This is a genomic window from Pseudomonas sp. 1L-B-1-E-C1, assembly GCF_057291835.1.
Window position 1 is genome coordinate 262,164 of record NZ_JBXAWN010000001.1, and the last position, 25,250, is coordinate 287,413.

At 59.2% G+C, this 25,250-nt stretch carries 23 protein-coding genes; 12 read left to right on the plus strand and 11 right to left on the minus strand.

Going from position 1 to position 25,250, the window contains the following annotated elements; translation table 11 throughout:
* Window positions 1–49: 49 nt before the first annotated feature.
* Together AC0Z4S_RS01075 and AC0Z4S_RS01080 are read left to right on the plus strand one after the other, a co-directional pair.
* Window positions 50–1,153, plus strand: coding sequence for a tetratricopeptide repeat protein (locus AC0Z4S_RS01075; protein ID WP_485621710.1), 1,104 nt, complete (start codon window positions 50–52; stop codon window positions 1,151–1,153).
* A 116-nt stretch (window positions 1,154–1,269) separates the two neighbouring features.
* Window positions 1,270–1,725 carry a hypothetical protein gene (locus AC0Z4S_RS01080; protein WP_333712435.1) on the plus strand — a complete coding sequence of 152 codons (456 nt, stop codon included), beginning with the start codon at window positions 1,270–1,272 and terminating at the stop codon, window positions 1,723–1,725.
* 184 nt (window positions 1,726–1,909) lie between these two features.
* Here the strand turns inward: AC0Z4S_RS01080 and AC0Z4S_RS01085 are convergent, their stop codons facing one another.
* Together AC0Z4S_RS01085 and AC0Z4S_RS01090 are read right to left on the minus strand one after the other, a co-directional pair.
* Window positions 1,910–2,983: a hypothetical protein gene (locus AC0Z4S_RS01085; RefSeq protein WP_485621711.1), complete on the minus strand. Its 1,074-nt coding sequence runs from the start codon at window positions 2,981–2,983 to the stop codon at window positions 1,910–1,912.
* 32 nt (window positions 2,984–3,015) lie between these two features.
* Window positions 3,016–3,942: a DMT family transporter gene (locus AC0Z4S_RS01090; RefSeq protein ID WP_485622089.1), complete on the minus strand. Its 927-nt coding sequence runs from the start codon at window positions 3,940–3,942 to the stop codon at window positions 3,016–3,018.
* A 217-nt stretch (window positions 3,943–4,159) separates the two neighbouring features.
* On the opposite strand from AC0Z4S_RS01090, the gene AC0Z4S_RS01095 reads away from it, so the two are divergent.
* On the plus strand, window positions 4,160–5,074 hold the full coding sequence (locus AC0Z4S_RS01095; RefSeq protein ID WP_485622090.1) for a LysR substrate-binding domain-containing protein: 915 nt from the start codon (window positions 4,160–4,162) through the stop codon (window positions 5,072–5,074).
* Here AC0Z4S_RS01095 and AC0Z4S_RS01100 read toward each other — a convergent pair.
* The gene (locus AC0Z4S_RS01100; protein WP_485622091.1) at window positions 5,071–5,682 is read right to left on the minus strand and encodes an LbetaH domain-containing protein; all 612 of its coding nucleotides are present in this window, start codon (window positions 5,680–5,682) and stop codon (window positions 5,071–5,073) included. The genes AC0Z4S_RS01095 and AC0Z4S_RS01100 overlap by 4 nt on opposite strands.
* A gap of 112 nt (window positions 5,683–5,794) precedes the next feature.
* On the opposite strand from AC0Z4S_RS01100, the gene AC0Z4S_RS01105 reads away from it, so the two are divergent.
* Complete coding sequence (locus tag AC0Z4S_RS01105) at window positions 5,795–6,094, plus strand: hypothetical protein (protein WP_485621712.1); 300 nt, start codon at window positions 5,795–5,797, stop codon at window positions 6,092–6,094.
* Window positions 6,095–6,137: 43 nt separating this feature from the next.
* On the opposite strand, the gene AC0Z4S_RS01110 is transcribed toward AC0Z4S_RS01105, so the two are convergent.
* The 5 genes from AC0Z4S_RS01110 to AC0Z4S_RS01130 form a co-directional block, all read right to left on the minus strand.
* Window positions 6,138–7,040: a bestrophin family protein gene (locus AC0Z4S_RS01110; RefSeq protein WP_485621713.1), complete on the minus strand. Its 903-nt coding sequence runs from the start codon at window positions 7,038–7,040 to the stop codon at window positions 6,138–6,140.
* A 229-nt stretch (window positions 7,041–7,269) separates the two neighbouring features.
* Complete coding sequence (locus AC0Z4S_RS01115; RefSeq protein WP_485621714.1) at window positions 7,270–8,391, minus strand: SMP-30/gluconolactonase/LRE family protein; 1,122 nt, start codon at window positions 8,389–8,391, stop codon at window positions 7,270–7,272.
* A gap of 95 nt (window positions 8,392–8,486) precedes the next feature.
* Window positions 8,487–9,026, minus strand: a complete 540-nt coding sequence (locus AC0Z4S_RS01120) for a P-loop NTPase family protein (RefSeq protein ID WP_485621715.1) — start codon at window positions 9,024–9,026, stop codon at window positions 8,487–8,489.
* A gap of 84 nt (window positions 9,027–9,110) precedes the next feature.
* The gene (locus AC0Z4S_RS01125; protein ID WP_485621716.1) at window positions 9,111–10,421 is read right to left on the minus strand and encodes an NTP/NDP exchange transporter; all 1,311 of its coding nucleotides are present in this window, start codon (window positions 10,419–10,421) and stop codon (window positions 9,111–9,113) included.
* Between the two features lie 57 nt (window positions 10,422–10,478).
* The gene (locus AC0Z4S_RS01130; protein ID WP_485621717.1) at window positions 10,479–11,525 is read right to left on the minus strand and encodes an SDR family oxidoreductase; all 1,047 of its coding nucleotides are present in this window, start codon (window positions 11,523–11,525) and stop codon (window positions 10,479–10,481) included.
* 145 nt (window positions 11,526–11,670) lie between these two features.
* Between AC0Z4S_RS01130 and AC0Z4S_RS01135 the strand changes: the two genes are divergently transcribed.
* Together AC0Z4S_RS01135 and AC0Z4S_RS01140 are read left to right on the plus strand one after the other, a co-directional pair.
* Window positions 11,671–12,588 (plus strand): LysR family transcriptional regulator, encoded by a 918-nt coding sequence (locus AC0Z4S_RS01135; RefSeq protein WP_485621718.1) that lies wholly within the window; start codon window positions 11,671–11,673, stop codon window positions 12,586–12,588.
* A gap of 199 nt (window positions 12,589–12,787) precedes the next feature.
* A complete protein-coding gene (locus AC0Z4S_RS01140; RefSeq protein ID WP_485621719.1) occupies window positions 12,788–13,690 on the plus strand; it encodes an alpha/beta fold hydrolase in 903 nt (300 codons plus the stop codon).
* Window positions 13,691–13,871: 181 nt separating this feature from the next.
* Here AC0Z4S_RS01140 and AC0Z4S_RS01145 read toward each other — a convergent pair whose 3' ends face one another.
* Window positions 13,872–14,384, minus strand: coding sequence for a nuclear transport factor 2 family protein (locus AC0Z4S_RS01145; protein ID WP_485621720.1), 513 nt, complete (start codon window positions 14,382–14,384; stop codon window positions 13,872–13,874).
* A gap of 268 nt (window positions 14,385–14,652) precedes the next feature.
* Between AC0Z4S_RS01145 and AC0Z4S_RS01150 the strand changes: the two genes are divergently transcribed.
* Window positions 14,653–15,579 (plus strand): AraC family transcriptional regulator, encoded by a 927-nt coding sequence (locus AC0Z4S_RS01150; RefSeq protein WP_485621721.1) that lies wholly within the window; start codon window positions 14,653–14,655, stop codon window positions 15,577–15,579.
* Between the two features lie 51 nt (window positions 15,580–15,630).
* Here AC0Z4S_RS01150 and AC0Z4S_RS01155 read toward each other — a convergent pair whose 3' ends face one another.
* Complete coding sequence (locus tag AC0Z4S_RS01155; RefSeq protein WP_429508207.1) at window positions 15,631–15,993, minus strand: DUF6124 family protein; 363 nt, start codon at window positions 15,991–15,993, stop codon at window positions 15,631–15,633.
* 546 nt (window positions 15,994–16,539) lie between these two features.
* Between AC0Z4S_RS01155 and AC0Z4S_RS01160 the strand changes: the two genes are divergently transcribed.
* The 5 genes from AC0Z4S_RS01160 (at window position 16,540) to AC0Z4S_RS01180 (ending at window position 24,328) form a co-directional block, all read left to right on the plus strand.
* Complete coding sequence (locus AC0Z4S_RS01160; RefSeq protein WP_485621722.1) at window positions 16,540–17,862, plus strand: APC family permease; 1,323 nt, start codon at window positions 16,540–16,542, stop codon at window positions 17,860–17,862.
* 133 nt (window positions 17,863–17,995) lie between these two features.
* Entirely contained in the window at window positions 17,996–18,622 is a 627-nt protein-coding gene (locus tag AC0Z4S_RS01165; RefSeq protein ID WP_252874409.1) for a TetR/AcrR family transcriptional regulator, read from the plus strand.
* A 170-nt stretch (window positions 18,623–18,792) separates the two neighbouring features.
* The gene (locus AC0Z4S_RS01170) at window positions 18,793–20,064 is read left to right on the plus strand and encodes an OmpP1/FadL family transporter (RefSeq protein WP_485621723.1); all 1,272 of its coding nucleotides are present in this window, start codon (window positions 18,793–18,795) and stop codon (window positions 20,062–20,064) included.
* A gap of 98 nt (window positions 20,065–20,162) precedes the next feature.
* Window positions 20,163–21,272, plus strand: a complete 1,110-nt coding sequence (locus AC0Z4S_RS01175) for an efflux RND transporter periplasmic adaptor subunit (protein WP_485621724.1) — start codon at window positions 20,163–20,165, stop codon at window positions 21,270–21,272.
* On the plus strand, window positions 21,269–24,328 hold the full coding sequence (locus AC0Z4S_RS01180; RefSeq protein WP_485621725.1) for an efflux RND transporter permease subunit: 3,060 nt from the start codon (window positions 21,269–21,271) through the stop codon (window positions 24,326–24,328). Before AC0Z4S_RS01175 ends, AC0Z4S_RS01180 begins: the two co-directional genes overlap by 4 nt.
* On the opposite strand, the gene AC0Z4S_RS01185 is transcribed toward AC0Z4S_RS01180, so the two are convergent.
* Complete coding sequence (locus AC0Z4S_RS01185; RefSeq protein ID WP_485621726.1) at window positions 24,306–25,241, minus strand: NADP-dependent oxidoreductase; 936 nt, start codon at window positions 25,239–25,241, stop codon at window positions 24,306–24,308. The two genes, AC0Z4S_RS01180 and AC0Z4S_RS01185, sit on opposite strands and share 23 nt — an antisense overlap.
* Window positions 25,242–25,250 lie beyond the last annotated feature (9 nt).

Genomic DNA, 25,250 nt, shown 5'->3' on the forward strand with positions numbered 1-25,250 from the left:
GGGCGACTCGGCCCCGGGCGTTGTCTCCCATTCATGAGCGGATTCAAAATTGCGCAAGTTCTCGATTGCTCTATGCCTCAGCCTCTTGGCCTTTCTTGTTGTTACCTTCGTGATCGCACTATCGCGAAGCCCTTATAGCCTTCCTGTCTTGATCGCCTCAGCCTATGAGGAGGGGCTGATAGTCAGCCGCAACCCTGGCAAAGCCGCAGACTGGTACTTGAGCGCTGCCGAAAAAGGCGACCCTGTGGCGCAATACAAGATTGGCATCATTGAATATTACGGTCGCGGCGTCGAAGTTGATCGCCCAAAAGGTCTGCAATGGATAACTGAGTCGGCCGATCACGGAAACGCTGACGCACAATATTACATGGGGGTTGCAAGCATCGCGGGCCGGGATTTGCCCACTGACTTTGCCCAGGCTGCGCAATGGTTCAGCAAAGCAGCAGAACAAGGTCATGCCAAGGCTCAACAGCAACTCGCTAACCTCTATGACAAAGGTAAAGGTGTAGAGGCGAACGACCAACTAGCTTTCACCTGGGCTAGCAAAGCAGGCGCTCAGGGGGATGCCGAGGCCCTTACGCTGTTAGGCCGTTTCTATTTACTTGGTAAGGGCGTTCCAGCCGACCCTCAACACGCCGTGAGATTGCTCACCCAAGCGGCCAATGCTGGCGATAGCCTTGCATTCGAGATGTTGGGAGCGGCCACTTTACATGGCACTGGTACTCCTAAAGACGTACCTGCCGCGTTGCATTGGTATACCCGTGCCGCCGATCAAGGCCGGGTCAACGCCCAGTACGTCCTCGGTTACCTTTACAGCAGTGGCGGTGATGTACCGGTGAACTATCCACTTGCCAATCACTGGCTGTTGCAGGCGGCAGTTCAAGGTCATGCTGTGGCGCAGATTACCCTCGCCGTTCATTTCGATAATGGGCAGGGCGTCAGCCGTAACAAGCTCAAGGCTTGCGGATTGTTGCGTGTGGCGCTTAAACAGACGCTGCCGAGCGATATTGCAGACCCCATGCGCGAGCAGCTTGAGAAAGAAGAGAAAACACTTTCGCCGCAGCAACTGGCTGAGATATCGGCTCTGGAGAACCTCTATTCAAGCCCGCCGGGTCTCAGGGGACTCAAAGGTGATCTGACAAGCGAACAGTAAGCTGCGGGGGTGGCCAGCCTGGTATCGCGTTTTTCATTTATCATGCACGCCGCCTGTTCCGGCGGTTTCAGCCAGACGGCTGCATTGCGAATTTCAAATGGAAGGATTCCCGCGTCATGTCCAATACGTTGTTCCGCACACTGGCTTTGTCCAGCCTGTTCGTGCTCGCCAGCTGCACCACTGCAACGCCAACCGCACCGACACCTGTCACCTCCAAAGCCATTGAAGCTTTTATCGACATTTGTCTGAAAACCGCCCCGTCGTTCGCCGGCTCGGCTGAAGCGGCCAAGAGGAACGGCATCACCGAGCTTGTGGACATGGGCTTCACGCGCATCGGCTTCACCGCAGACAAAAATCTTTCCGTGCAACTCTCCGAAAAGGAATGCGTCGTCGCCACTGCCAGTCAGTCGGATGACAGCCTGACCCGACAATTGCTGAGTGCCGCGCAGATTTACTCGCAAACGCCGGTCGCTGATCGTGTGCCGTCGAAGGTGCGTATTCACGACAACAACTTTATTCTCCAGCACGACCGCAAGGGCGGTGAGACTTATGTGTTGTTGAGGAACAAGTAAGCGGCATGCTTGGTCGATGCCTGAAAAAGCCCGCTTTGCGGGCTTTTTCGTATGGGAGATTTGCTGAGTGGTACGGCCAGGCGCATAGCGACTCAATTGCGGAGCGCGCGTCTGGCCTTAATCGTAGGCAAGCGATCAAGCATTCCCAAGCGCGCCAGGTACATCAAACCTTCCAAGCTATTGTCTAGCCAAGCGACTTCAAGCGATTCTTGAGTCGTCTGGTCATATCGATCAGCGTGCCCACCGAAACGTCATCGACTGACCACGATGCTTTGAATTGCGGAATATGACGACGGATCATCTCCACCGCAGCCGTGGTGTATTCCAGATTTTGATAGATCAACACACCGTCACCGCTTTCCTGAGCGATATTCCATTGCTCCAGGGCTGGACAATCCAGGCCTTGGACGTCAAGTTCGAGCGCCGTTGACTCGATGACCGCAGGGAATCCACCGACCTTGCCCTGTGGTCCTGAAACGATGCCCTTCCAATAAGCATCCAAACCGCAGAGCGCCCTTGTCATGGATGTTGCGGTGGCTGCTGTCAGTGTGCTGAGATCGGCGGGCTGAGGAACGGCGCGTAAAACCTTCAGCAGCTCTGGAGGCGGTACTTCGCCGTGTGCCGTAAAGCACCGGGGCATGTGCTTAAGTTCGAGGGTCTTGTTTAGAAATCTTGATAGGTGATGGTGGCATCCGAAGAAGCGGGCATCTTCGACAGTAGGCCATTGCGCCTGAACAATAGCGGCCACTGTCGCCAGATTGCCGAACCCTCCCACAACAGGCCAGCCCAGCCGTGCAGCAACGGGATTTACCAAGTCAGGGAAGCACGCGTTGAGCACAGGTATGCGCTGACCCAGAGACGCCATTGCAAGGCAGACGGTGCGTAGCGGCGGCAAATGCAAGGGAAGTGTTATACCAACGCCGGCATCTTTCACCAGGTGAGACCAAGCGTCATCGCTACCTAATTCCGAGGGCGGTTGTTCGCTGGCCATCTGCACGACCAGATCTGGCTCCCATCGCTCAAGAGCGGGCCGGACGCTTTGCGGATCATGCCAGTCCACGGCATAAGCTTCGCCGGTGATTTTCCTGCCGAAGCAGCTCGCGATAGCTTGGGCTTGCCCTAAAGTCTGTTCGGCATGTTCGAGTTTGCGGCCCAGCACTACCAGCGAGATCGAATCGCTCGGGCTCGCCGTCAGGGCCAATGTCTGAGCCAGCGCATTGGCTATTTTTCCGGTGCCGGCCAGCATGATGACTGCCATGGTTTATCTCCTTTCAGACACTATTAACGTCTTCATAGGGGCATCTTCTCCTCGCGATTTTCGGGGGTCGGGGAACTTCTATCGTCCGCAGTCTGTTCGATCGCTTTGCTGAGGTTCACCACGAGCAGGCCGACAATCGTCAGGCTTGCGCCGAGCAGAAATCCGAAACTCGTCTGCTCTCCGAGCCACAGGTACCCCATCAATACGCCAAACAGCGGACTCATGAAGGCGAGCACTCCCAGGCGAGCTGCGAGATAGCGACGAAGCATCCAGAACCAGATCAAGTAGCTTGCCACTGACACGACGAATGTCTGGAATGCCAGGCTGGCCACTGCGCCGGATGAAAAAGACATCGAGTTCTGGCCTGCGAGCAGGCTCAAAGGCAGCAGCAATACAAAGGCGCCTGCCAGTTGGTAAAACAGGGTCTGGGTTGCCGGCGCTTCACTGAGGCGACTGATACGCACCGCGACCGTCGTAAATCCCCAGGCAGCGCCCGCGCACAGGCCCAGCAGGTCACCCAGAAGACTGTTTGCGTTGTTGCTCTGAACCGCTGTCCCGTCGCGTGGCATGAGGAAGGTGATGGCAATCCCTGCGAATGCGAGCAACATACCCAACCATTGAATTGCGCCGAGGCGCTCCTCCGGCAAGCGCAGATGCAGACCGATGGCGGCGAATAGGGGAGCGGTATAAAGGAAAACCGCCATATGTGAGGCACTTGTCCAGCGTAACCCCTGCGCGACAAACAGAAATTCACCAGCGAACAGGACGGCCACGACCAACCCCGAGCGACACCAGACCCCTGGTAACCAGATCTCCCGCATCACCCATTTTCCGATGAGCCAGACCAAGACCGCCGCGACTCCGGAGCGAACGGCGACCTGCATGACAGGTGCTATGTCACCCGCAACCGCCTTCATTGCCACTTGCTGGGCACCCCAAATAAGGCATAGCAGCACCATCAGCGCCGTGGCAGCCCCGTCCACTGACTTCCTCACTTTTCGGCCCCTTTTATCGCTGATGGTTTGTCGTCATATCGCGTTACCCAGACAATCGGCATTGGCTTTTTCCTTTGGAAATCGGGATTCGTTCTGCACTGAGGCGAAATTCGATTGTGGGAAAGTAAGCAAGCCGCTACAAATCATGTGTTTTCGATCTATAGAAGAGAAAAACTACGCTATGAGAGCTGACACGCCCCTCAGGGCTATAGCTTGCTTCGACGCGGTTATGCGCACTGGCAGCGTCAGCGTTGCTGCAAACCAGTTGTTCGTAACGCCGGGGGCGGTAGGGCAGCAGATCCGTAAGCTGGAAGATTGGCTAGGCACGCCACTGTTTGTCCGGAGTGTGCGCAGGCTGCAACCAACGTCGGAAGCCCTGAGCTATTGGGAGCAGGTGAAACCGGCTCTTCGCCAGTTGGAAACAGCCAGTCTGGCTGTTCGGAGTCTAAAAGACCGCCAAGTGCGGTTGAGCCTGCCGCCAGCGTTCGCCAAGTCTTGGTTTGCAAAGCGGATGCCGTCATTCACCGAGCGCTATCCAGCAGTGCAATTGCACCTGAGTGCATCGACCGATCCGGTGGATTTCAATGACGCCGACTGCGACCTGGCGGTGCGCCATTTTGATGGATATGCCAGTGACGTGCGCGCGCAATTGCTCTTGCCAGACGAGGTGAGGGTCTATTGCAGCCCTGCCTATCGCGAACGGCTTCAGTTGCATAGTCTTGCTTGTCTGCCGGGAGCAATCTTGCTCTATACGACTTCCCATGCCTACTGGTCTCAATGGCTGGCATCGGTGGGCATGTCTGCCGACAGCTTTTCCAGTAGCCTCAAATTCGATCAGTCCGAGCTGGCAATCGACGCTGCGCGGCGCGATCAAGGGTTGGTGCTCACCAGCCCTTGGCTGGTTGAGGAAGATGTACAACGAGGCTTTCTTGTACCTGTGGTTGACGCAGCACTGAAAACTGGCAAGGGCTATTATTTAGTGCAGGCCAAAGATGTGGTTTTGGGTGAGGCAGCCCAATTGCTGCGCCGCTGGCTATGTGAAGTGGCGCTTGAAAAAATCACAATGAACGCTGATCCCGCGGCGAATTGCTCTTAATCGCAAGCAAACTGATCAATCAACCCCAGACGAGGCACACGTGTGTGGGGCCGCAACAAAGCACCAGGAGCGATCACGGCATTTGCGCCAATCTTGCAGCCGTCACCCACCAGCGCCCCGAATTTGCTGACGCCTGTGTCGATCACCTGATCTTCATGGCGGATCTTGATATCGGCCCCGTCCAGTTCGTTGCGGTAGTTGGCGATGATCGCGCCGGCTTCAATATTCACCGCTTCGCCAATCACTGAATCGCCGACGAAGTTGAAGTGCGCAAGTTTGCTGCCATCGAGCATGAACGTGGTTTTCAGCTCGCAGCTGGGGCCAACGATGCAGTTTTTGCCGAGGTATACACCTCCCCGTAGATAAGCCCCAGCCGCTACGAAACAGCCTTCGCCGATGACGATTGCGCCTTTGAGAACGGCGCCTTGCTCAACGATGGCGGTTTCATGAATCGCACAATTGTTGTGGCGCCGGTATCCCGGGCCGAGCGTTTCAAGCAATTCCAGAATCCGGCTCTCGCAATCCTGAACCACCGCCCAAGGGGCAGCGGAGTCCACGCCCGGTAATGGCCATTGAGCGATGTAATCTTCGATTTTTGGCGATTTCATAGGAATCTTCCGAATAAGTGAGACTGGGGCGTGGGTGGACTGTCGACGACTTGAACGACTCGCTATGCCTGCAAGTCGTACCTGTACACAAGCATTTTCAAGGTACGGCGCAATGGACAAGACAATTACCGTGGATCAACTGGCTACCACTGATCTGGGATCAATCAACGAGATATGGCTCGGCGGAACTCATACCCAGTTATGCCTATGGCGTGCTGAACAGGTCTTCACCCACGAAATGCTCAGCGAGGGTACCCATGATCAGAATGTCCAACGCCTGTGCTTGCAGTTGGTTGACCCTGACGATCAGGCCGCAGTGGCTCGCGTTGAAGTGATCGCGCGCGAACGACTTGAAGAACTGGGCAAGCAGGGTGAGTTTTATCCGGCCGAGGAGGCGGACACTCATCAATAGTCGCTCTGCACCTGATAAAAAGCGCTGCTGCTAAAGCAGCGCCTCAAGCGAGCTCTTCAAGCCTGCGCACATCACCCAACGAATCACGCTGCATCGACTGCAAGTTCTTTTCAATGGTTTCGCACAGCGCTTCCATCTGAATCTGGTGTTCGCTGTGGCGGAACGGGCTTTGCAGATCGGTGCCGATGCGTTCGATGGCCAGCAGCATGAACCCGACTACGGTCGACGCCAGCGGCGTGAACCAGCCCAAAGATTCAACCAGTCCCACCGGTACGATCAGGCAGAACAGCGAAATGAACAGCCGCGGAAAATACACGTAAGGGTAGGGCAGCGGCGTATTGGCGATCCGCTCCATGCCACCCTGGCTGTTGGACAGGTCGACCAGCGTCGACTCAAGTCGCGCCAGGCGAATACTGTCCAGATGCCCGGCCTTGTATTCCTTGGCGAGCAGGGTCGCCGAGCCGGTGAGGATATCGTTGGCGAAGTTGTTGGTCGTGCCACTGCGGGCGAACTCTTCGGCGGGAATAAACGCCCGCACCTCGTCGGGACAAGGCTGACCTTGCAGATGCGCGGCGAGGCAATTGACGTAAGCGACGTGGCGGCGCAACAGCGTCGACTTTACCGGATTCACCTCGCCACCCGCGTCGTCCAGCAGCGTCAGCACTTGCCGGGCGAAGCTGCGGGAATTGTTGATCATCGAGCCCCACAGCGTTCGGGCTTCCCACCAACGGTTGTAAGCGCTGCTGTTGCGAAAACTGATCAACACGATCAACGCCGAACCGAGCAAGGTCAGCGGCATCAGTGGCAGATTCAGCTTGGCGTTGAGAAACAGCATGAAGTCCACGGTGACGGCGATGTCCCAGAGCAACAGCCAGAACAAAGACCAGCCCACGTAGCCGAGGGTCTTGATGATCAGACGGTATTTTTTGACGATGGCAGCTTTCAAACGGAAACCTCGTGGCGAGCAGTTTGCTTAAACGCTCAAGCTCGGACGATGCTCGGGGAGAAAGGTTCGGTATGCGCAGACAGGATGACATCGTTGGCGGTCGACAGGATCAAGAGCAGAGGCCGCCTGTTCAACCGCCCAAAGCTGATGTTGATGCCGCGCATCCTTGGATGCGCGGCAGGATATCGCTCCGATTGCTCACGGAACCAAAGCGAGACGAACGCCGGTTTTATAACGCAAATGTTGTCCCACGCGTATTCACAAACAGTGAGTAGATCGAGTGACTGCTGGCCATGAACAGTCGATTCCCTTCGCGCCCCCCGAAGCACAGGTTCGGGCAGCGTTCTGGCAGTGAAATGTGCCCGATGGCCTTGCCCTGCGGATTGAAAACGCGCACGCCGTCGAGTTTTTCCAGGTCGGCCCGGGGATCACCGTTGCCGCCCCAGCCGCACCACAGGTTGCCCGCTTCGTCGCATTTGATGCCGTCGATTGCGGCATAGTCCAGGCCCTCGATGTGCTTGCGGCGTTCGCCCAGTGTGCCGTCATCCTGCACGGCAATCGCCCAGATCAGGCGATTGGGTTTGGCGCGACCTTCGACGACGTACAGGGTTTTTTCATCGGGAGAAAAACACAGGCCGTTGGGCCCGTTGAGGTCGTCGATTACCCGCGTGACTTTCTTGCTCTCGCCGTCGATGCGGTACACGGCGTGGGGTTGCGTCGGGGTGACTTTGTGCCCTTCGTAGTTATTGCTGGTCTGGAATGGCGGGTCGGTGAACCAGATCGATCCGTCACTTTTGCAGACAATGTCGTTGGGCGAGTTGAAGGGCTTGCCGTCGAAGCTGTCGGCCAGCACGGTGATCGTGCCGTTGTATTCGGTGCGCGTGATGCGCCGGCCTTCGCTGGTGGTGGTCGAGCCTTCGCAGACGATCAGCCGCCCTTGGCGATCCCGGCACAGGCCGTTGGAGAAGTTCGAGTGCTCGCGGTACACCGTGAAGGTGTCGGTGATTTCATCCCAGCGCATGATGCGGTTATTGGGAATGTCGCTGACCAGCAAACAGCGGCCATCGCCGACCCACACCGGGCCTTCGGCCCAGCGCATACCGGTGGCGAGCTTTTCGACACTGGCGTTGAAAACCCGTAGTTCGAGGAAGCTGTCGTCGAGGATGTGAACCAGTGGGTCAGGGTAGCGCTGACTCAAGGGTTCGGCGGCCTCGGCGAGCCGGGTCAGTGGGGCGCTGCCGACAGTGGCGAGTGTCGCGGAAACAGCGAGGGACTTTTTCAGGAAGCTGCGGCGGGTGTTGCCCTTGGGCAGGTCAACGCTTTCAGGCAAGTCGGACGGGGATGAGTCCATGTAGCGATCTCCGTGGTTTTATTTTTGTTGGGGAGACGTAGTAATACATCGTGGTAGGACATCGTACAAGTGATAATGGAGCAGTCAACTGTCGGTCAATCTTGCGAAGCGTGGCCAGTCGAATTTCCAATGCTCGCGAGGAAAATCCTGGTATCCCGATTCGACCGCAGATGAACCACGCGGCAAACGGATGGCGCCGTTGATACGAGTTGCCGCATTTTTGCTCGTGCTGTTTTTCTCGTCTGCCACATGAACCGGAGAAACCCCGGCAGGTTCCCCAGCAATTCGGGGCAGTTCTCCGGCAAGTCAGGCCGAGACTGACCGCGGTGGAGCAGCGTTCTGCGCAGGACGCGCAGGAGTCGAAGCGTCGCCGAGCGATCGATCCAGATCAGAAGATCAGCACGGGCCACGCGGTTTCCCCAAGTGGTCGAATGGCCACCTTCGAATATCCAGCGATCGCGCGCCTCGACCTCCAGGCAAAGACGCGTCTTCTCATCCGGGCTGCGCTCGTTCCAGCCTGGCTGCCAATGGATCGTGTCGATATGCACCACCGGCAACCCGGTACGCTCGCCCAGCTTGCGCGCCAAGGTACTTTTGCCAGACCCTGGTTGACCAACAATCATCACCCGTTGCATCGAAGCTCCTTCTCGCTCTGCAAGCTGATTTTTTGGGCGGGCGATTCTACGGCAATGCCGGTCTCCGTCAATGACTCTTCAACGCTAGGCGGGGGTTTGCCGCGCCGCCGACGCACTGGATTGTCGGTCCGCCCGGTCGCCGAGCCGCCAACCCAGCAGACCCCATAGCAGTGCACACAGCGCGCCGACCAGCGCTGCCATGCCTGCACCTTGGCTGAGGGCGTCCAGCGCGCTTTTCGCCCAGGCACTGATGGCGTCGCCGGCGCGGTAGACCACGGTGTCGATGACGTTCTTCGCCTTGTACTTGCTTTCGGCATCGAGCGGGGCAAACAGCATCTCCCGGCCTGGGCGCACGAAGGCGTACTCACCGATGCGGCGCACGATCATCAGCGCGGCGATCAGGCCGAAGCTGGGCGCGAAAATCAGGCCGATGAACCCTGCGCACATGACCAGCGGCACCATGGCCAATAGCACGCCGACGCCGAGCTTTTGCGCGAGGCGTCCAGTGATGAACAGCTGGCAGAGCAGGGCGCCCGCTTGCACGACAAAGTCGATGATGCCGAACACCCGCACCTGCGCCTCGCGGTCCGGGAAGTGTTCGGCGACGACACGTGCCTGCTCGAAGTAAAGGAAGGTGGAGACTGTCGCCAACAGCACCACAAAGCCGCAAATGCCGAGCAGATAGGGTGATTTCAAAACGGCCGTCATACCGCTGAACGGATTGCCCGGCAACGGCCTGCGGGGGCTTTCGCTCGGCGGGGCATCGGGGCGTCCTGCGCCACCCCGTTCACGCCAGTGCATCAGCCTGCGCTTGAACAACATCGCAGCGCCGAGCAAAACAGCGGCCAGCAGCATCAGGCCGGACTCACCCAGCGGACCGATCAGCAAGGCGCTCAGCGCAGGGCCACTCAGGCCGCCGACGCTGGCGCCCGCTGCGATGAAAGCGAACAGGCGTTTAGCCTGGGCACTGTCGAACACGTCGGCCATCAGGCTCCAGGCGACCGATACGACAAACAGGTTGTAGACCGATATCCAGACGTAAAACACGCGCGCCAGCCACGGGCTGTCCTCACCCACAAACAAGACGGCGAACAACAGCAGGTTGGCGCAGAAAAATCCGTACACCCAGTCCACGAAATGCAGGCGCGGCACGCGTGCGCTGAGCCAGGCAAACAGCGGAACCGCCGCCAGCATGACCAGGAAGGTCGCGGTGAACAGCCACTGCAAGTTCTCGACGCCGGCAGTGATGCCCATCGATTCGCGGATCGGGCGCAGCATGAAATAGCCGGCGAACAGGCAAACGAACAGCAGAAAGCCATGGAGCGCAGGGCGTAGCTCGTCAGCCTCGGCATTGATGATGGCGCCCGCGCGGTGGGCGAGAAGAGACGTATCCATGTTGCGCTCCTGTAGGAGTGGCGGGGCAATGGCACGGGGCCTGCCCGTGCCGGGCGGTCAGCGGTAGGTGACGCCGGTCAGTCGCTCGGAAAGTTGCCACAGTGTGGCCGAATTCGAGCGATCGGCAGCGGCCGGCGGCATCTTGGCGAAGCCCAGCGGCCCGCGCTTCTCGTTATCACCGGTAGGCCCGTAGTAGGCACCGCCGACAGCCTCCAGCGCCGTCGCCGCATATAAGGTGGGCAGCGCGCCCTGCGCTGCGGAATGATACAGGTCCCGCTCTACCGCCCATTGTTTGCCGAATTTGCTGTCCAGGCCAGGCCCACGGGCGATCAGTTCGGTCACGGCAACGCCGGGGTGAGCGGCAATGCTGCGTATTCCCCAACCGGCGGCGTCGCTGCGCTGCTGCAGCTCAATACTCCACTTTAGAACCGCCAGTTTCGATTGGCTGTAGCTGGCGAAAGGGTCGTAATTGCGCTCAGCCTGCAGGTCATCGAAGTTCAGGATTGCGCGCCCTGCGGCGATGCTCGACAGGCTGACCACCCGAGCATCGTCGCTTTTGCGTAGCAGGGGCATCAGCAGGCCGGTCAGGGCGAAATGCCCCAGGTAATTGGTCGCCAGCTGCATCTCGTAGCCGTCGGCGGAAACGCCTCGAACCGGCGGCGACATGATCGCGGCGTTGTTGATCAGCACGTCGAGCCTTGGCAGGCGCCCTTGCAGACGGTTGGCGAGGTCGCGCACCGATTGCAGATTGGCAAGATCCAGGGTTTCGAATTGCACGCGCGCCTCGGGTACGGCTTGCTTGATGTTTGCGATCGCCTCGCGCCCGCGCTCGGCATTGCGTGCGGCGATGATCACCTCGGCACCGGCTCGCGTCAGGGCCAGCGCGTCTTCATAGCCCATGCCGCTGGTTCCCCCAGTGACCAGCACGATGCGGCCTTTCTGGCTGGGCATGTCGTGGGTTGACCAGTCCGGCTTCGGCTCCATTCGGGGAGTGGCCTCCGCAGCCAGTGTGCCGGTCAGCGCGGAAATGGCGAACAGCGTTCGGGCGGCCTTGAGGATACGTTGGGTCGCGGTATTGCTCGGCGTAGCGGGTGAATGAATCATCAGGGAGTTCTCATTCGCGTCATAGGTTCCCGTTTGGCGGGGCGAGTGAGCAGTATCGGTGTACGGATACGCGAGGATAAGCCGGGTATTGGTGGATGGCTCGTACGGTATGGCGTACAGTCAGGCGCCTGCGGAGGGAGCATCCATGCGTAAACCAAACCTTACCGATGTGTCGATATTTGCTGCGGTGGTCGAGGCGGGGGGATTTCGTGCTGCCGCGCAAAAGCGCGGGCTGTCCGCCTCGTCGTTGAGCGACTGCATGCGCCGGCTGGAAAGCGACCTGGGCGTGCGCCTGCTCAATCGAACCACGCGCAGCGTCACGCCGACGGCCGCCGGCGAGCGATTGCTCGAGCGCCTGCGCCCGGCCTTGCAAGAAATCGACGCCGCTTTCAACGATCTCGACGACGACGCTCAGCGCCCGGTCGGCACGCTGAAGCTCAATGTGCCAGTGCCGGTGGCACGCTTTCTGTTGCCCGACCTGCTGGCGCGTTTTCTGCGTCTTTATCCCGGGGTCAGCGTCGAAGTCGTCATGGACAACACCTTCGTCGACGTCAACGCTGGCGGGTATGACGCCGGCGTGCGCTATGAAGAGAGCCTGGCCAAAGACATGATCGCCGTACCCATCGGCCCGCGTCGCCAGCGCTTCGTCGCGGCGGCCGCCCCGCGCTATCTGGCTGAACGTGGGACACCCACTCACCCCGAAGAACTGCCGGGTCACGACCTGCTTGGTCATCGATTCGAGAGTGGAAAAGTGGGCGTATTCGAGTTCCATCGACACGGCCGTATCGTGCGTATCCCGCCTCAGGGGCAACTGCTGACGTCGTCGCACGATTTGACAATTCGCTCGGCCATCAACGGGCTGGGCATCGTCTATACCTTCGAGGACTTTCTACGCGAGCCGCTCTCCGATGGTCGACTGGTGCCGATCCTCGAGGACTGGTGGCAGACCTTCGACGGTCCGTTTCTTTACTACCACGGACGCCGTCACATGCCTTCGCCGCTGAGGGCGTTTGTAGATTTTTTGCGGGGTGAAGGGCAGATTGTGGAGAGTTCAGGTGTTTGAAGCGCTGTTTCGTGAGGCGAATACATGGCCTGGCAGCAGAGCGCCCGTGGCGACTGGCAGCAATCGGCCCTTAGTTGCCATTCCTGATCGTCAGCAATTGACCAAAGCTGACGCTACGGATTACAGGCGGGGGGACAGTTTTCTCGCACCTTCGTGTGTCTTGTATAGTCGCAACATCTTTTCGGTCAAAGGAATGGCTATGAACCCCTTAAGCTTCCTCGTCGGCGTGATGGGCACCACTTTGTCCCTGGTGTCGACGTCGCCAGCCCTGTCTGAGTCCCTGTCGCCAGTGACTGTCAAACAGGGGCGTATCTCTGTGCTGGTCGAAGGCTCGGGAACAGACATTATATTGATTCCAGGATTGGCATCGTCCTACGAAGTATGGGCTGATTTGGCCTCCAGATTGCGACAGACCCACCGTCTCCATCTTGTACAGCTAGCTGGCTTTGCCGGCTCGCCTGCCGCATCCGATCCAGAAGGGAAAGTAGCAGCGCCTACAGCCGAGGCGATTGCTGAATATATTCGCAGCCAGCGCATCGAGGCGCCGGTCATCATCGGTCATTCGTTGGGTGGTGAGGTGGCACTGATGCTTGGTGCTCGTCATCCCGATCAGGTTGGCCCCCTGATGATTGTCGATGCTCTGCCTTTTTATACGTTGCTGATCTCCCCCTCGGCTACCAGCGAAACGGCCACCCCGCATGCTGCTGCGATGCGCGATGCGATGTTAGCGGCAACACCTGAGCAGGCCGAAGCGATGCAGCATGCATCCATCGCCCGTCTCGTCAAAACTGAAGCGTTCAGGCCAGGTTTAGCCGCAGCGGGGATAAGCTCGGACCGAAAGACTGTGGCCGATGCCATGTATGAGCTGATGGTTACTGACCTGCGGCCTGAGCTTAAACGCATTAAGGCGCCGGTCGAGGTTGTCTATGCCTACGACCCGCTTTATGGCATAGATGCCTCCAACGTTGATGCAATGTACCGGAACGCCTATGTCTCGACCCCAAACATCAGCTTGCGACGCATTGACGGCAGTTTTCACTTCGTCATGCTTGATCAATCAGAACTATTCGCCGCTGCTGTCATCGAGTTCCTGGGCCAGTGAGTGCCGGCACGGTTGCCAGAGTGACGAATCGGCGTAAATGGAGAAGTGGATTCGTTGCCGTGTTTGCGGGTCGCTGACCGTCCGCCTTTGGCCGAAAGCCGACATTCGGTGACATGTCCACCTACGTAATATCTCGCAGCTTCCTGCAGGCAGATCCTCCAGCCGATCCTGGCGGGCTTATCTATTCAACATCGCCTGCTTCAAGCGGAATTCGCCTGATAACGTCGTCATAAGGCACCAGGTCGAGAAAGGCTACGACCTCGACTGCCTGCAAGTTTCGCATGCGCATGATCCATACGTAGCTGTTGCTATAAGGCGCGCCGTCGGCTGCGGTGCCGGTGCCGTCCCAGTGAACGACTACGTCGTCGCCTTCAGCCCAGATATCCACCACGGTAGGGCGAACGGGCGAGGCAAGCCGTTTTGCAAAAGGTTGGACTGCGCGTTTCAGGAAGTCATCTCGGCCCCGATAAGTGCCCGCCGAAGGGCTCGTCCCCTTGATTGTCCAGATCACATCGGGAGCCAGGACATCTGTGAAGAACGTCCGGCCGCCTTGAGCCCACTGGTTGAACGCTTGCGCAATGAATTGGCGATTGCGTTCCGTAGTCGGTTCGCTCGCCACGGCGGGCGCCAGCCCTGCAATGAAAGTGGAGAGGACTAGTGCTAGCGCTGTAGAGAGGCGTTGAACAACCGTCATTTGCTGTGCTCCTTAATCTGTCCGATGAGCTCCGCCGAGTTCGATGGGCCGTTGTTGTTATCTGTAAGCCGCTAGTTGCGTTCCCCGACGCCGTTGTTCTATATGGGGCTTTGGCAAAGAGTCGTCGGCGCTGGACCCTAACCTCCGGGCCTCATCTGAAGTGTGGCGTACGAGCGGAGGAGGGCTGTTGCAGGATCGTCCTGATTTCTTGCTTGATTATCCGATACCAGTTGTTTAACCGCCGCATGCCCTCGTTTTGGAGTTGCGTTTGAATTCCCTTTCCAAGCTTGTCGATATCGTTGGTCGTCACGCCCGGAATGACGGCATTCACAGCACCGCGATTCCGGGTGTCAGCCTGATTCGTTCGGCTTCGCCCACGATGCCTATGCCGGTGGTGTACGAGCCGACGCTTTGCCTTGTGGCTCAGGGACGAAAACAGGCGATGCTGGGTACTACCGCTTATGTTTACGATCCGGCCAAGTACCTGATTGCATCGGTAGACCTTCCGGTCATGGGCTCGGTCATCGAGGCGAGTGAGGCTGTTCCTTATCTGTGCCTGGCGCTGGATCTCGATACCACTGTGTTGAGTGAACTTGCGCTGCGCCATCCTCTGCCTGAAGAGAGCGGCAAGGTGCCTTGCGCAGGCATCGTGCTCCACGATACGACTCCAGAACTGCTGGATGCCGCGGTTCGGCTGGCCGGGCTGCTCGACAGGCCTCGGGATATCGAAGCGCTCGCTCCGCTGGTGATTCGCGAAATGCTTTATCGCCTTCTCACCGAGAACGGCAACAGCATCATCAGGCAGATGGCGCAGGCAGGCAGCCGCTTGAACCAGATCGCCAAGGCCATTGCCTGGCTGCGCAGCCATTACAACGAAGCTTGCCGGATAGATGACCTCGTCGGTATCGCCGGGATGAGCCGTTCCTCGTTTCATGCGCATTTCAAGGCGATCACCTCAATGAGCCCGCTGGAATTTCGTAACCAGTTGCGGCTACAGGAAGCACGCCGACTGATGGTCACCGAAGCAGTAGATGCCGCAGAGGCGGGATATACAGTCGGTTATGAAAGTCCCTCGCAGTTCAGTCGAGACTACGCCCGCCTGTTCGGTATGCCGCCGGCGAAGGACGCCTGGCGGCTGCGCAGGGCGGTCGAGGTGTCGAGCGGATGGCCGGGCGACGGTTGCCCTGCTGGCTAAAGCGGTTGGCGTCCGGGGACGTGGTCCATAGCCATCACAGGGCGTTTTCGATTAATCCACCGGCACGACGTTATCCAACGCCTGATTAACCGCCAGCTCGCCGAGCATGACGACCTGCGCGATACCTTGCAGTGTCTTGCGCGCAGATCCTTCAACCATCCCGATCACATCACTCAACATCACCGAGGCCGAGCCCAGCGATTCGCTGGCATTGACCAGCAGTTCTTCGGTCGCGGTTTTCGGGTTGGCGAGGAACATGCTGCTGGTTTGGTAGGGCGTGGTTTTGATGGTGTCGGTGGGTTTGAGGTAATGGTCGAGGGCGCGGTCGGCGGCTTCGTGGAGTTTTTTTGAGTCGAGGGATTCGTAGGGTGATGTTGCGTCCGACGCTGGCGGGTTAGGCGTTACTTTGAACATGGTGAAGCTCCATATGTGACCAAGGGAGCCATCACTCTCGCTACCAAACGAAGGGTGGTGGCCATACGAAGGTTGGTAGACCGGCCCACATGGAAAAACCGGCGCGCTCGAAAACGCCCTGCGCATGGCCACCATAAAACCGATGCGAAAGCATCTGCAGACGGTGACGTAATGCGCCATGTGGAAAGCGGGCTACCAAACCCGATCACTGTTTTCAGTGACCGGCCAACGATAGAGCCCCGGCCCGAGGCGCACAAGCCGGCGGATTCTGGCGTAGTCGTAGGCAATGGCGCAAGGCGTTGTAGCTTGCTGGAATAGTCTGGATGTCGGTTTTAAACGGGGTGTTTAGGGAATTGGTTTTGGCTGATGTTTTGTGTTGACCGGGCTGGGGTCTTCGCGAGCAGGCTCGCTCCCACAAGTGTGGAGTTGGCAATGTTTATAGCGCCGTGCCGAGCGGCCCCATCACAGATTTTGAACTTTGCTTTCGGCGCCATTTCCATTGTTTGAGGTGACAACCCTCCAGCTCCTCCACACCTGAACCAAGGAATGACCGTGACGGCTCCCACTGATAAACCTGCTCTGCGCCGGGCAATCACTTTCCCGATGCTGTTTCTGTTTATTCTCGGCGATGTTCTAGGCGCAGGGGTTTATGCCCTCGCCGGAACGATCGCAGGGGAGGTGGGCGGCGCGATTTGGGTGCCGCTGCTGATTGCGCTGTTCTTCGCCATGTTGACGGCGGGTTCCTACGCGGAGCTGGTGACAAAATATCCCCACGCCGGCGCGGCTTCGGTGTTCGCGGAAAAGGCGTTCAAGTCACCGCTCATTTCCTTCCTGGTCGGTTTTTGCATGCTGGCGGCTGCGGTCACCAGCGCTGCGGGTTTGTCGCTGGCGTTTGCCGGTGATTACTTGAACGCCTTCGTCGACGTATCGCCGCAGATTGCCGCTCTGGTGTTTCTTCTGGCTATCGGCCTGCTCAATGCGCGGGGGATCAAGGAGTCGCTTGGCGCGAATCTGGTGATGACTGTGATTGAGCTGTCCGGGCTGATTTTGGTGATCGTCGCTGCTGTCTGGTATTTCCGCACGGGCGAGGCGGATCTGGGGCGAACGCTCACGTTCAAGCCTGGCGTCAGTCCCATGCTGGCGGTTCTGGGTGCGGCATTGCTCGCGTTCTACTCCTTCGTGGGTTTCGAAACTTCGGCCAATCTGGCCGAGGAAATCAAGGACGTGCGCAAGGTCTACCCGCGCGCCTTGTTCGCCGCTTTGCTTACCGCTGGCGTGGTTTACATGGCGGTGGGGGTGGCGGCTTCTTCGGTGTTGCCTACCGAGAAGTTGGTGGCGACGTCAGCGCCTTTGCTTGAAGTTGTCCGCGCATCGACCCTCGCAATCCCGCCGGCACTGTTCTCTTTCATTGCGCTGATCGCTGTGGCCAACGGTGCGCTGTTAACCATGATCATGGCCAGTCGATTGACTTATGGCATGGCCAACCTGGGGCTGTTGCCGGGGGTTTTGGGTGCGGTGCTGCCTGAACGAAAAACTCCATGGGCCGCAATTGTTGCAACTACGGTGGTGGCCATTGCGCTGACGCTCACGGGTACTTTGGCAACGCTGGCAGAGACGGTGGTTTTGTTGTTGCTGTTCGTTTTTCTGAGTACCAATGTGGCGGTGCTCGTGCTTCGTCGTGACAGGGTAGAGGAGGATCACTTTCGCGTGCCGACCTTCGTTCCCGTGCTTGCGATCGTCTCGTGTCTGGTGCTGCTCAGTCAGCAGGGCTGGGAGACGTGGTTGCGGGCGGGGGCGTTGATCATTGTCGGGATGTTGCTGCATGGCTTTTCTCGTATCAATTTTTCCGCGATCAGTAAGGCCGGGTAGTGCAGCAGCTTGGAGAGTTGTGTTGTTTGGGCGGGCGTATTCGCGAGCAGGCTCGCTCCCACAGTGGATGGGTGGTGATATTCAGAATATGCAACACGTTGTCAGTCGGCGGGCGGGTGAGTAAGCTGCCGACATGAATCAGACCTCAGTTTCCCCATCCTTCCCCGGCCCGCGTGGGCCAGTCGATCACGACATTCGTGATCAGATTGTCGCGGCTGCCAACGAGCATTTCAGCCAGTACGGCTACGCCAAGACCACCGTGTCCGATCTGGCCAAGGCCATCGGTTTCTCCAAGGCGTACATCTATAAGTTTTTCGATTCCAAGCAGGCGATCGGCGAAGCCATCTGCGCGAACTGCCTGGGGCAGATCGTTGCGGCGGTCGAACTGGCGATCAACGAAGCAGACCTGACACCTACCGAGCGCTTCCGCCGCTTGGTCAAAACCGTGATCGCCACGGGTGTGAACCTGTTCTTCAACGACCGCAAGCTTTACGACATCGCAGCCTTTGCCGCTGGCGAAAATTGGCCCAGTGCGCAGCGTTACGATGCGCAGATCAAGCGTTTCATCACCGACATTGTCCGTGAAGGGCGCGAGGCCGGTGAGTTCGAGCGCAGGACGCCGCTGGACGAGACCGTCGAATCGATCCACCTGGCGCTGCGGCCCTTCGTCAATCCACTCATGCTGCAACACAATCTGGATTTCATCGAAGTGGCGCCCACGCTGACTTCGAACCTCATCTTGCGCAGCTTGATGCCTTGATCCTTTGCGGATCCGAATACTCGGATCAGTCGCTCCCTAATCTCGCCTCGCCTGTACAGGGCAATCAATGAAACGCCAAATATGTGACTGTTGACTGTTATGGTCACTCGGATAACATGGCCGCCGCCATTCAGGTATTCCAATTCCGAGACACCCATAGAGTCCACACAATGAAAAAAACAATGCTCAAGCGCCCGGTGGGGCTGGCTGTCGTTCTTGCCTCGTCGAATGTTCTGGCGGGCGGTTTTGCGCTCAATGAGCAAAGCGTCAGCGGCATGGGGTCGGGTTTTGCCGGTCGCTCTTCCTCGGCGGAAGACGCCAGCACCGTTTTCGGCAACCCGGCGGGCATGGCGCGGCTCAAGCGCGAGCAGGCCAGCGTCGGGCAGGCAACGTTGTTTGCCAAGTCCGATATCAGCCAGACCCGCAGTACGTTTGGCGGCAAGGAAGACGGTGACATGGTGCCGACCACCACGGTGCCGATGGGCTATTACGTAAAGCCGATCGATGAGCATTGGGCGTTCGGTGTCGGGTTCTACGTGCCGTTTGGCCTGATCACCGACTACGGCAGTGGTTTCGCCGGCCGCTACTACGCCAACAAAAGCGAAGTCACCACGCTCACTTTCCAACCGACCATCAGCTATGCCTTCAACGACAAGGTGTCGATCGGCTTCGGCCCGACCATCAACCGCATCAGCGGCGAGCTGTCGGGGATGGTCGCCAATCCGCTGAGTCCCGGGCGCAATGACGGCAAAGTCAAAAGCACGGGCGACGATACCGCGCTGGGCTTCAACGCTGGGGTCATGGTGCAGGCGACCGAGCAGACCCGCTTGGGCCTGACCTATCACTCAAAAGTCAGTTACCACCTCGACGCGAAAAGCAAACTCAGCGATGGCATCTTCAATGTGCTCGGGGTCAGCGGTCGCAGCTATGACGCGTCGCTCGACGTCGACACCCCGGAGTCGGTGGACTTCTCGGTCACCCATCAACTGGACAACGACTGGACGCTGTATGCCGGCAGCACCTGGACGCGCTGGAGTCGCTTCAAAGAGCTGACCATCGAAAACAGTGGATTGCCGCCACTGCTCGCCGGTCAGTTGGGCACGATCAGCGAAGAACAGCACTGGCATGACACTTGGGCTCACGCCATCGGCGCGGCGTATCAGTTGAACAATCAATGGGTGCTGCGCGCCGGGTTCTCGGTTGATCAGTCTCCTGCAAACAACACCAATCGCGGCCCGCGTATTCCCACGGGCGATCGCCAGGTGTTCAGCCTCGGCGCCGGTTGGACCCCAGCAGAGAACGTCACTATCGACGTCGCCTATTCCTATCTGTGGGAAGAGAGCGTCGAGATCAACGACACCTCGGCAGGCAAGGGTTCGTACAGCGCCAAATACAAGAACAGTGCCAGCGGCCTCGGCACTTCCGTCAGCTATCGCTTTTGATTCAGCGCTGAAATCGGGCCGGAAACGTTGTGACTGTTGACGATAATGGTCACAAGACTGAGAATATGATGATCATCCTATTTCAGTGAAGGAATTCCATGCGCCGGCTCCGACCTTTCCCCCTCGCGGTATGTTTGTTGCCCCTGGCCCTGACGGCGTGCGGGGATTCCTCCAGTGCGAAGGACCCGCGCACCCTGGCGCCCTTGGTGAGGTCGGCTGCGGTGCAACTTGCAGAGGACGGCTCCCGATCATTCACCGGTGTCGTGGCGGCGCGAGTGCAGGGCGATCTGGGCTTTCGCGTCTCGGGCAAGGTGCTTGAGCGTCTGGTTGATACCGGCCAGACGGTCAAGCGCGGCCAGCCACTGATGCGTCTTGACCCGATCGACCTCGGCCTGCAGGCGCGAGCGCAGCAAGAAGCGGTGAGCGCCGCTCGCGCCCGAGCCACACAGACAGCCGGTGACGAAGCGCGCAATCGCCGACTCGTCGCCGCCGGCGCCATTTCGGCATCGGCCTACGATCAGTTCAAAGCCGCGGCCGACACCGCCAGGGCGCAACTCAATGCCGCTGTCGCGCAGGCGGACGTTGCGCGCAACGCTTCCGGTTACGCGGTGCTGGTGGCGGACGCTGATGGCGTGGTGGTGGAAACCCTTGTCGAACCGGGGCAAGTCGTCAGCCCCGGCGAACCGGTGGTGCGACTGGCGCGCGCGGGTCAGCGTGAAGCCATCGTTCATCTGCCCGAAACCTTGCGCCCCGCAGCAGGCTCAACCGCCCAGGCAAAACTGTATGGCGATACGTCGGCTGCCGTCAGCGCAAAACTGCGTCTGCTTTCCGACTCGGCCGACCGCACCACTCGCACCTTTGAAGCGCGCTATGTGCTTGAAGGCAAACTGGCCGATGCGCCGATCGGCTCGACGGTCACCATTGAAATCCCGCAAAGTTCTGCGCCAAAACAGGCGCTGAAGGTGCCCATGGCCGCGATCTACAACCCGGGCAAAGGCCCCGGCGTTTGGGTGATCGCAGGCACACCGGCGAAAGTCTCCTGGCGCCCGGTCGAGGTGCTCGGATTGAGTGACGATTCGGCGCGCATCCTTGGCGAACTCAACGTCGGTGAGCCGATTGTCGCGCTGGGTGCGCATCTGCTGCGCGATGGCGAAGAAGTGCGATTGCTTGCCCGCGACGATGGCCAGGTTGCCGGGAGCCGTCCATGAGCGAGGGCCGGTTCAACCTTTCCGCCATCGCCGTTCGCCAACGGGCGATCACGGTGTTTCTGATCTTTCTGATTGCCGTTGCCGGCGTCCTGTCGTTCTTCAAGTTGGGCCGGGCGGAAGATCCGCCGTTCACGGTCAAGCAGCTAACGGTGATTACCGCGTGGCCGGGGGCGACCGCGCAGGAGATGCAGGACCAGGTCGCCGAACCCCTGGAAAAGCGTTTGCAGGAATTGAAGTGGTACGACCGCGCGGAAACCTACACGCGTCCGGGGCTTGCATTTACCGTGGTGTCGTTGCTCGACAGCGCACCGCCGGGGCAGGTGCAGGAAGAGTTTTATCAGGCACGGAAAAAGCTCAACGATGAAGCGATCAAGCTGCCGGCGGGTGTCATCGGGCCGATGGTCAACGACGAGTTTTCCGACGTGACCTTCGCGCTGTTCGCCTTGAAAGCCAAGGGCGAGCCGCAGCGCTTGCTGGTGCGCGACGCGGAGACGTTACGCCAGCGCCTGTTGCACGTGCCGGGGGTGAAAAAGGTCAACATCATCGGTGAGCAGGCCGAGCGGATATTCGTTTCGTTTTCCCATGACCGGTTGGCGACGCTGGGCTTGTCGCCGCAGGACATCTTCGCCGCGCTGAACAATCAGAACGTCCTGACGCCCGCCGGGTCGGTCGAAACCAAAGGGCCGGAGGTTTTTCTGCGCGTCGATGGCGCGTTCGACACGTTACAGAAAATCCAGGACACGCCGGTGGTGGCGCAGGGGCGGACACTCAAACTGTCTGACGTGGCCACGGTCGAGCGCGGCTACGAAGACCCGGCAACCTTTCTGGTACGCAACAACGGAGAGGAAGCGTTATTGCTCGGCGTGATCATGCGCGAGGGCTGGAACGGTCTCGATCTGGGCAAGGCGCTGGATGCCGAAACCGTCAGGATCAACGAAGAAATGCCGTTGGGCATGTCCCTCTCCAAAGTCACCGATCAGGCAGTGAATATCGACTCGGCTGTCGGCGAGTTCATGGTCAAGTTCTTTGTCGCGCTGCTGGTGGTCATGCTCGTGTGTTTTCTCAGCATGGGCTGGCGCGTCGGCGTGGTAGTCGCAGCGGCGGTGCCGTTGACCCTGGCGATCGTGTTTGTGGTGATGGCCGCCACCGGCAAGAACTTCGACCGGATCACCTTGGGCTCATTGATCCTGGCGTTGGGGTTGCTGGTCGATGACGCCATCATCGCCATCGAAATGATGGTGGTGAAAATGGAGGAGGGCTACGACCGCATCGAGGCCTCGGCCTATGCCTGGAGCCACACGGCAGCGCCAATGCTGGCCGGTACGCTGGTGACGGCGATTGGCTTTTTGCCCAACGGGTTCGCGCAATCAACGGCAGGCGAATACACCAGCAACATGTTCTGGATTGTCGGCATCGCGCTCATTGCTTCGTGGGTCGTCGCCGTGGTGTTCACGCCGTACTTGGGCGTAAAGCTATTGCCGGACATCAAGACAGTTGAAGGCGGGCACGCGGCAATCTACGACACGCCGCGCTACAACCGCTTCCGGCGGATTCTGACGTGGGTGATTACGCGTAAATGGCTGGTGGCGGGCATGGTCGTTGCGCTGTTTGTCGTTGCGATTCCCGGCATGGGGCTGGTGAAGAAACAGTTCTTTCCGACTTCTGATCGTCCCGAAGTGATGATCGAAGTGCAGATGCCCTACGGCACGTCCATCGAGCAGACCAGCGCCGCAGCGGGCAAGGTCGAGGCCTGGCTGAAAAAGCAGGAAGAGGCAAAAATCGTCACGGCCTATATTGGCCAGGGCGCACCACGGTTTTTCCTGGCGATGGCCCCGGAGTTGCCGGATCCATCGTTCGCCAAGATCGTGGTGCTGACCGACAGCCAGGAAGCCCGCGAAACCCTCAAATTGCGCTTGCGCGAAGCGGTCGCCGACGGGCTTGCTCCAGAGGCGCGCGTTCGGGCGACGCAAATTGTTTTCGGTCCGTATTCACCATTCCCGGTGGCCTACCGGGTGATGGGGCCTGATCCGGCGAAGCTGCGCGACATCGCCGAGCAGGTGCGCAGCGTCATGCAGGACAGCCCGATGATGAGAACCGTTAACACTGACTGGGGGCCGCTGACGCCGACGCTGCATTTCAACCTGAATCAGGATCGCTTGCAGGCTGTGGGGCTGACGTCCAGCGCGGTGGCCCAGCAGTTGCAGTTTCTGCTCAGCGGCGTGCCGATCACGGCGGTTCGCGAAGACATCCGCTCAGTCCAGGTCGTCGGCCGTGCGGCGGGAAATATTCGCCTCGACCCGGCACAGATCGAAGGCTTCACCCTGGTCGGCGCGGCGGGGCAGCGCATCCCGTTGTCGCAGATCGGCCAGGTCGAAGTGCGCATGGAAGACCCGATCCTGCGCCGCCGTGATCGCACGCCGACCATCACCGTGCGTGGCGACATCGCCGAAGGTTTGCAACCGCCGGACGTCTCCGGCGCGATCATTCAGCAGTTGCAGCCGATCATTGAGCAATTGCCATCCGGTTACCGGATTGAACAGGCGGGCGCCATCGAAGAATCCGGCAAGGCCGGCAAGGCGATCCTGCCGTTGCTGCCGATCATGATCGCCATGACGCTGCTGATCATCATTGTCCAGGTGCGTTCGATCTCGGCGATGATCATGGTCTTCCTCACCTCGCCATTAGGCCTGATCGGTGTGGTGCCGACGCTGCTGATCTTCAATCAGCCGTTCGGCATCAACGCGCTGGTCGGGTTGATCGCGCTGTCGGGAATCCTGATGCGCAACACGCTGATCCTGATCGGGCAGATTCATCACAACCAACAGGAAGGGCTGGCGCCGTTCCATGCCGTGGTCGAAGCGACCGTGCAACGGGCGCGGCCGGTGTTGTTGACTGCGCTCGCAGCGATTCTGGCGTTCATTCTGCTGACCCACTCGGTGTTCTGGGGCACGCTGGCCTACACACTGATTGGCGGCACGTTTGTTGGCACCATCATTACGCTGGTATTCCTGCCGGCGATGTATGCGATCTGGTTCAGGATTCGGCCTGAGCGCTGACATCGAGGACGATTTTTCCGCGAGTGTGCCCGGCCCAGCTTTGTTTTACCGCGGCGACAACTTCTTTCAGCGGTACTACCTGAGCCTCAAGGCTGAGCTGGCCCGATGCGAAGAGCGCGGCGATCTCGGCCAATTGTCTGCCATCGGAGCGGGTGGCGAAGTTTTTGCCACTCACGCCGTGCTCACTCGCCTTCTGTGCAGAGGGTGCGCTGACCGGCGAAACCAGAACGCCGCCGCGCTTGATGACACTCCATGAACGGTTCTGAGTTTCGCCGCCAACCAGATCAATCACCGCATCGACGTCAGTAACGCTGTCTTCGAATTTTGCCGAGGTGTAATCAATCACCTCATCAGCGCCAAGCGAAAGCAAGTAGTCGTGGTTTTTCGCAGAGCTGGTCGCGATCACATAAGCGCCGGCAAGGTGGGCGAGCTGGATTGCGAAGCTGCCCACGCCACCTGCGCCGCCGTGAATAAGGACTTTCTGGCCTGGCTGGATCGCGGCGTGTTCATGCAGCGCTTGCCACGCGGTCAGTGCTGCCGCAGGTACGCCACCGGCCTCTTGCAGCGACAGGGTTGTCGGCGTGTGGGCCAGACGATCTGGTGTCGAAAGCGCCTGGCTCGCATACCCGCCGGTAATCCCGATAAACCCGAACACCTTGTCGCCAACGACAAAGTCTCTGACGTTCCTGCCCACCGCGGCGACTGTGCCCGAAACTTCCACACCAGGCGTGTAGGGCAGTGGCAGCGGAATGAATTGCTGCATGGCACCGGAGAGGATTTTCCAATCGATCGGATTGATCCCACTGCCGGCGACATTGATTAACACCTGGTCGTCATTGGGTTTCAGATCCGGAACTTCTGTGAGCACCAGCGCTTCTGCCTGGCCGTACTGCGCTACTTGGACAGCTTTCATGAATCTCTC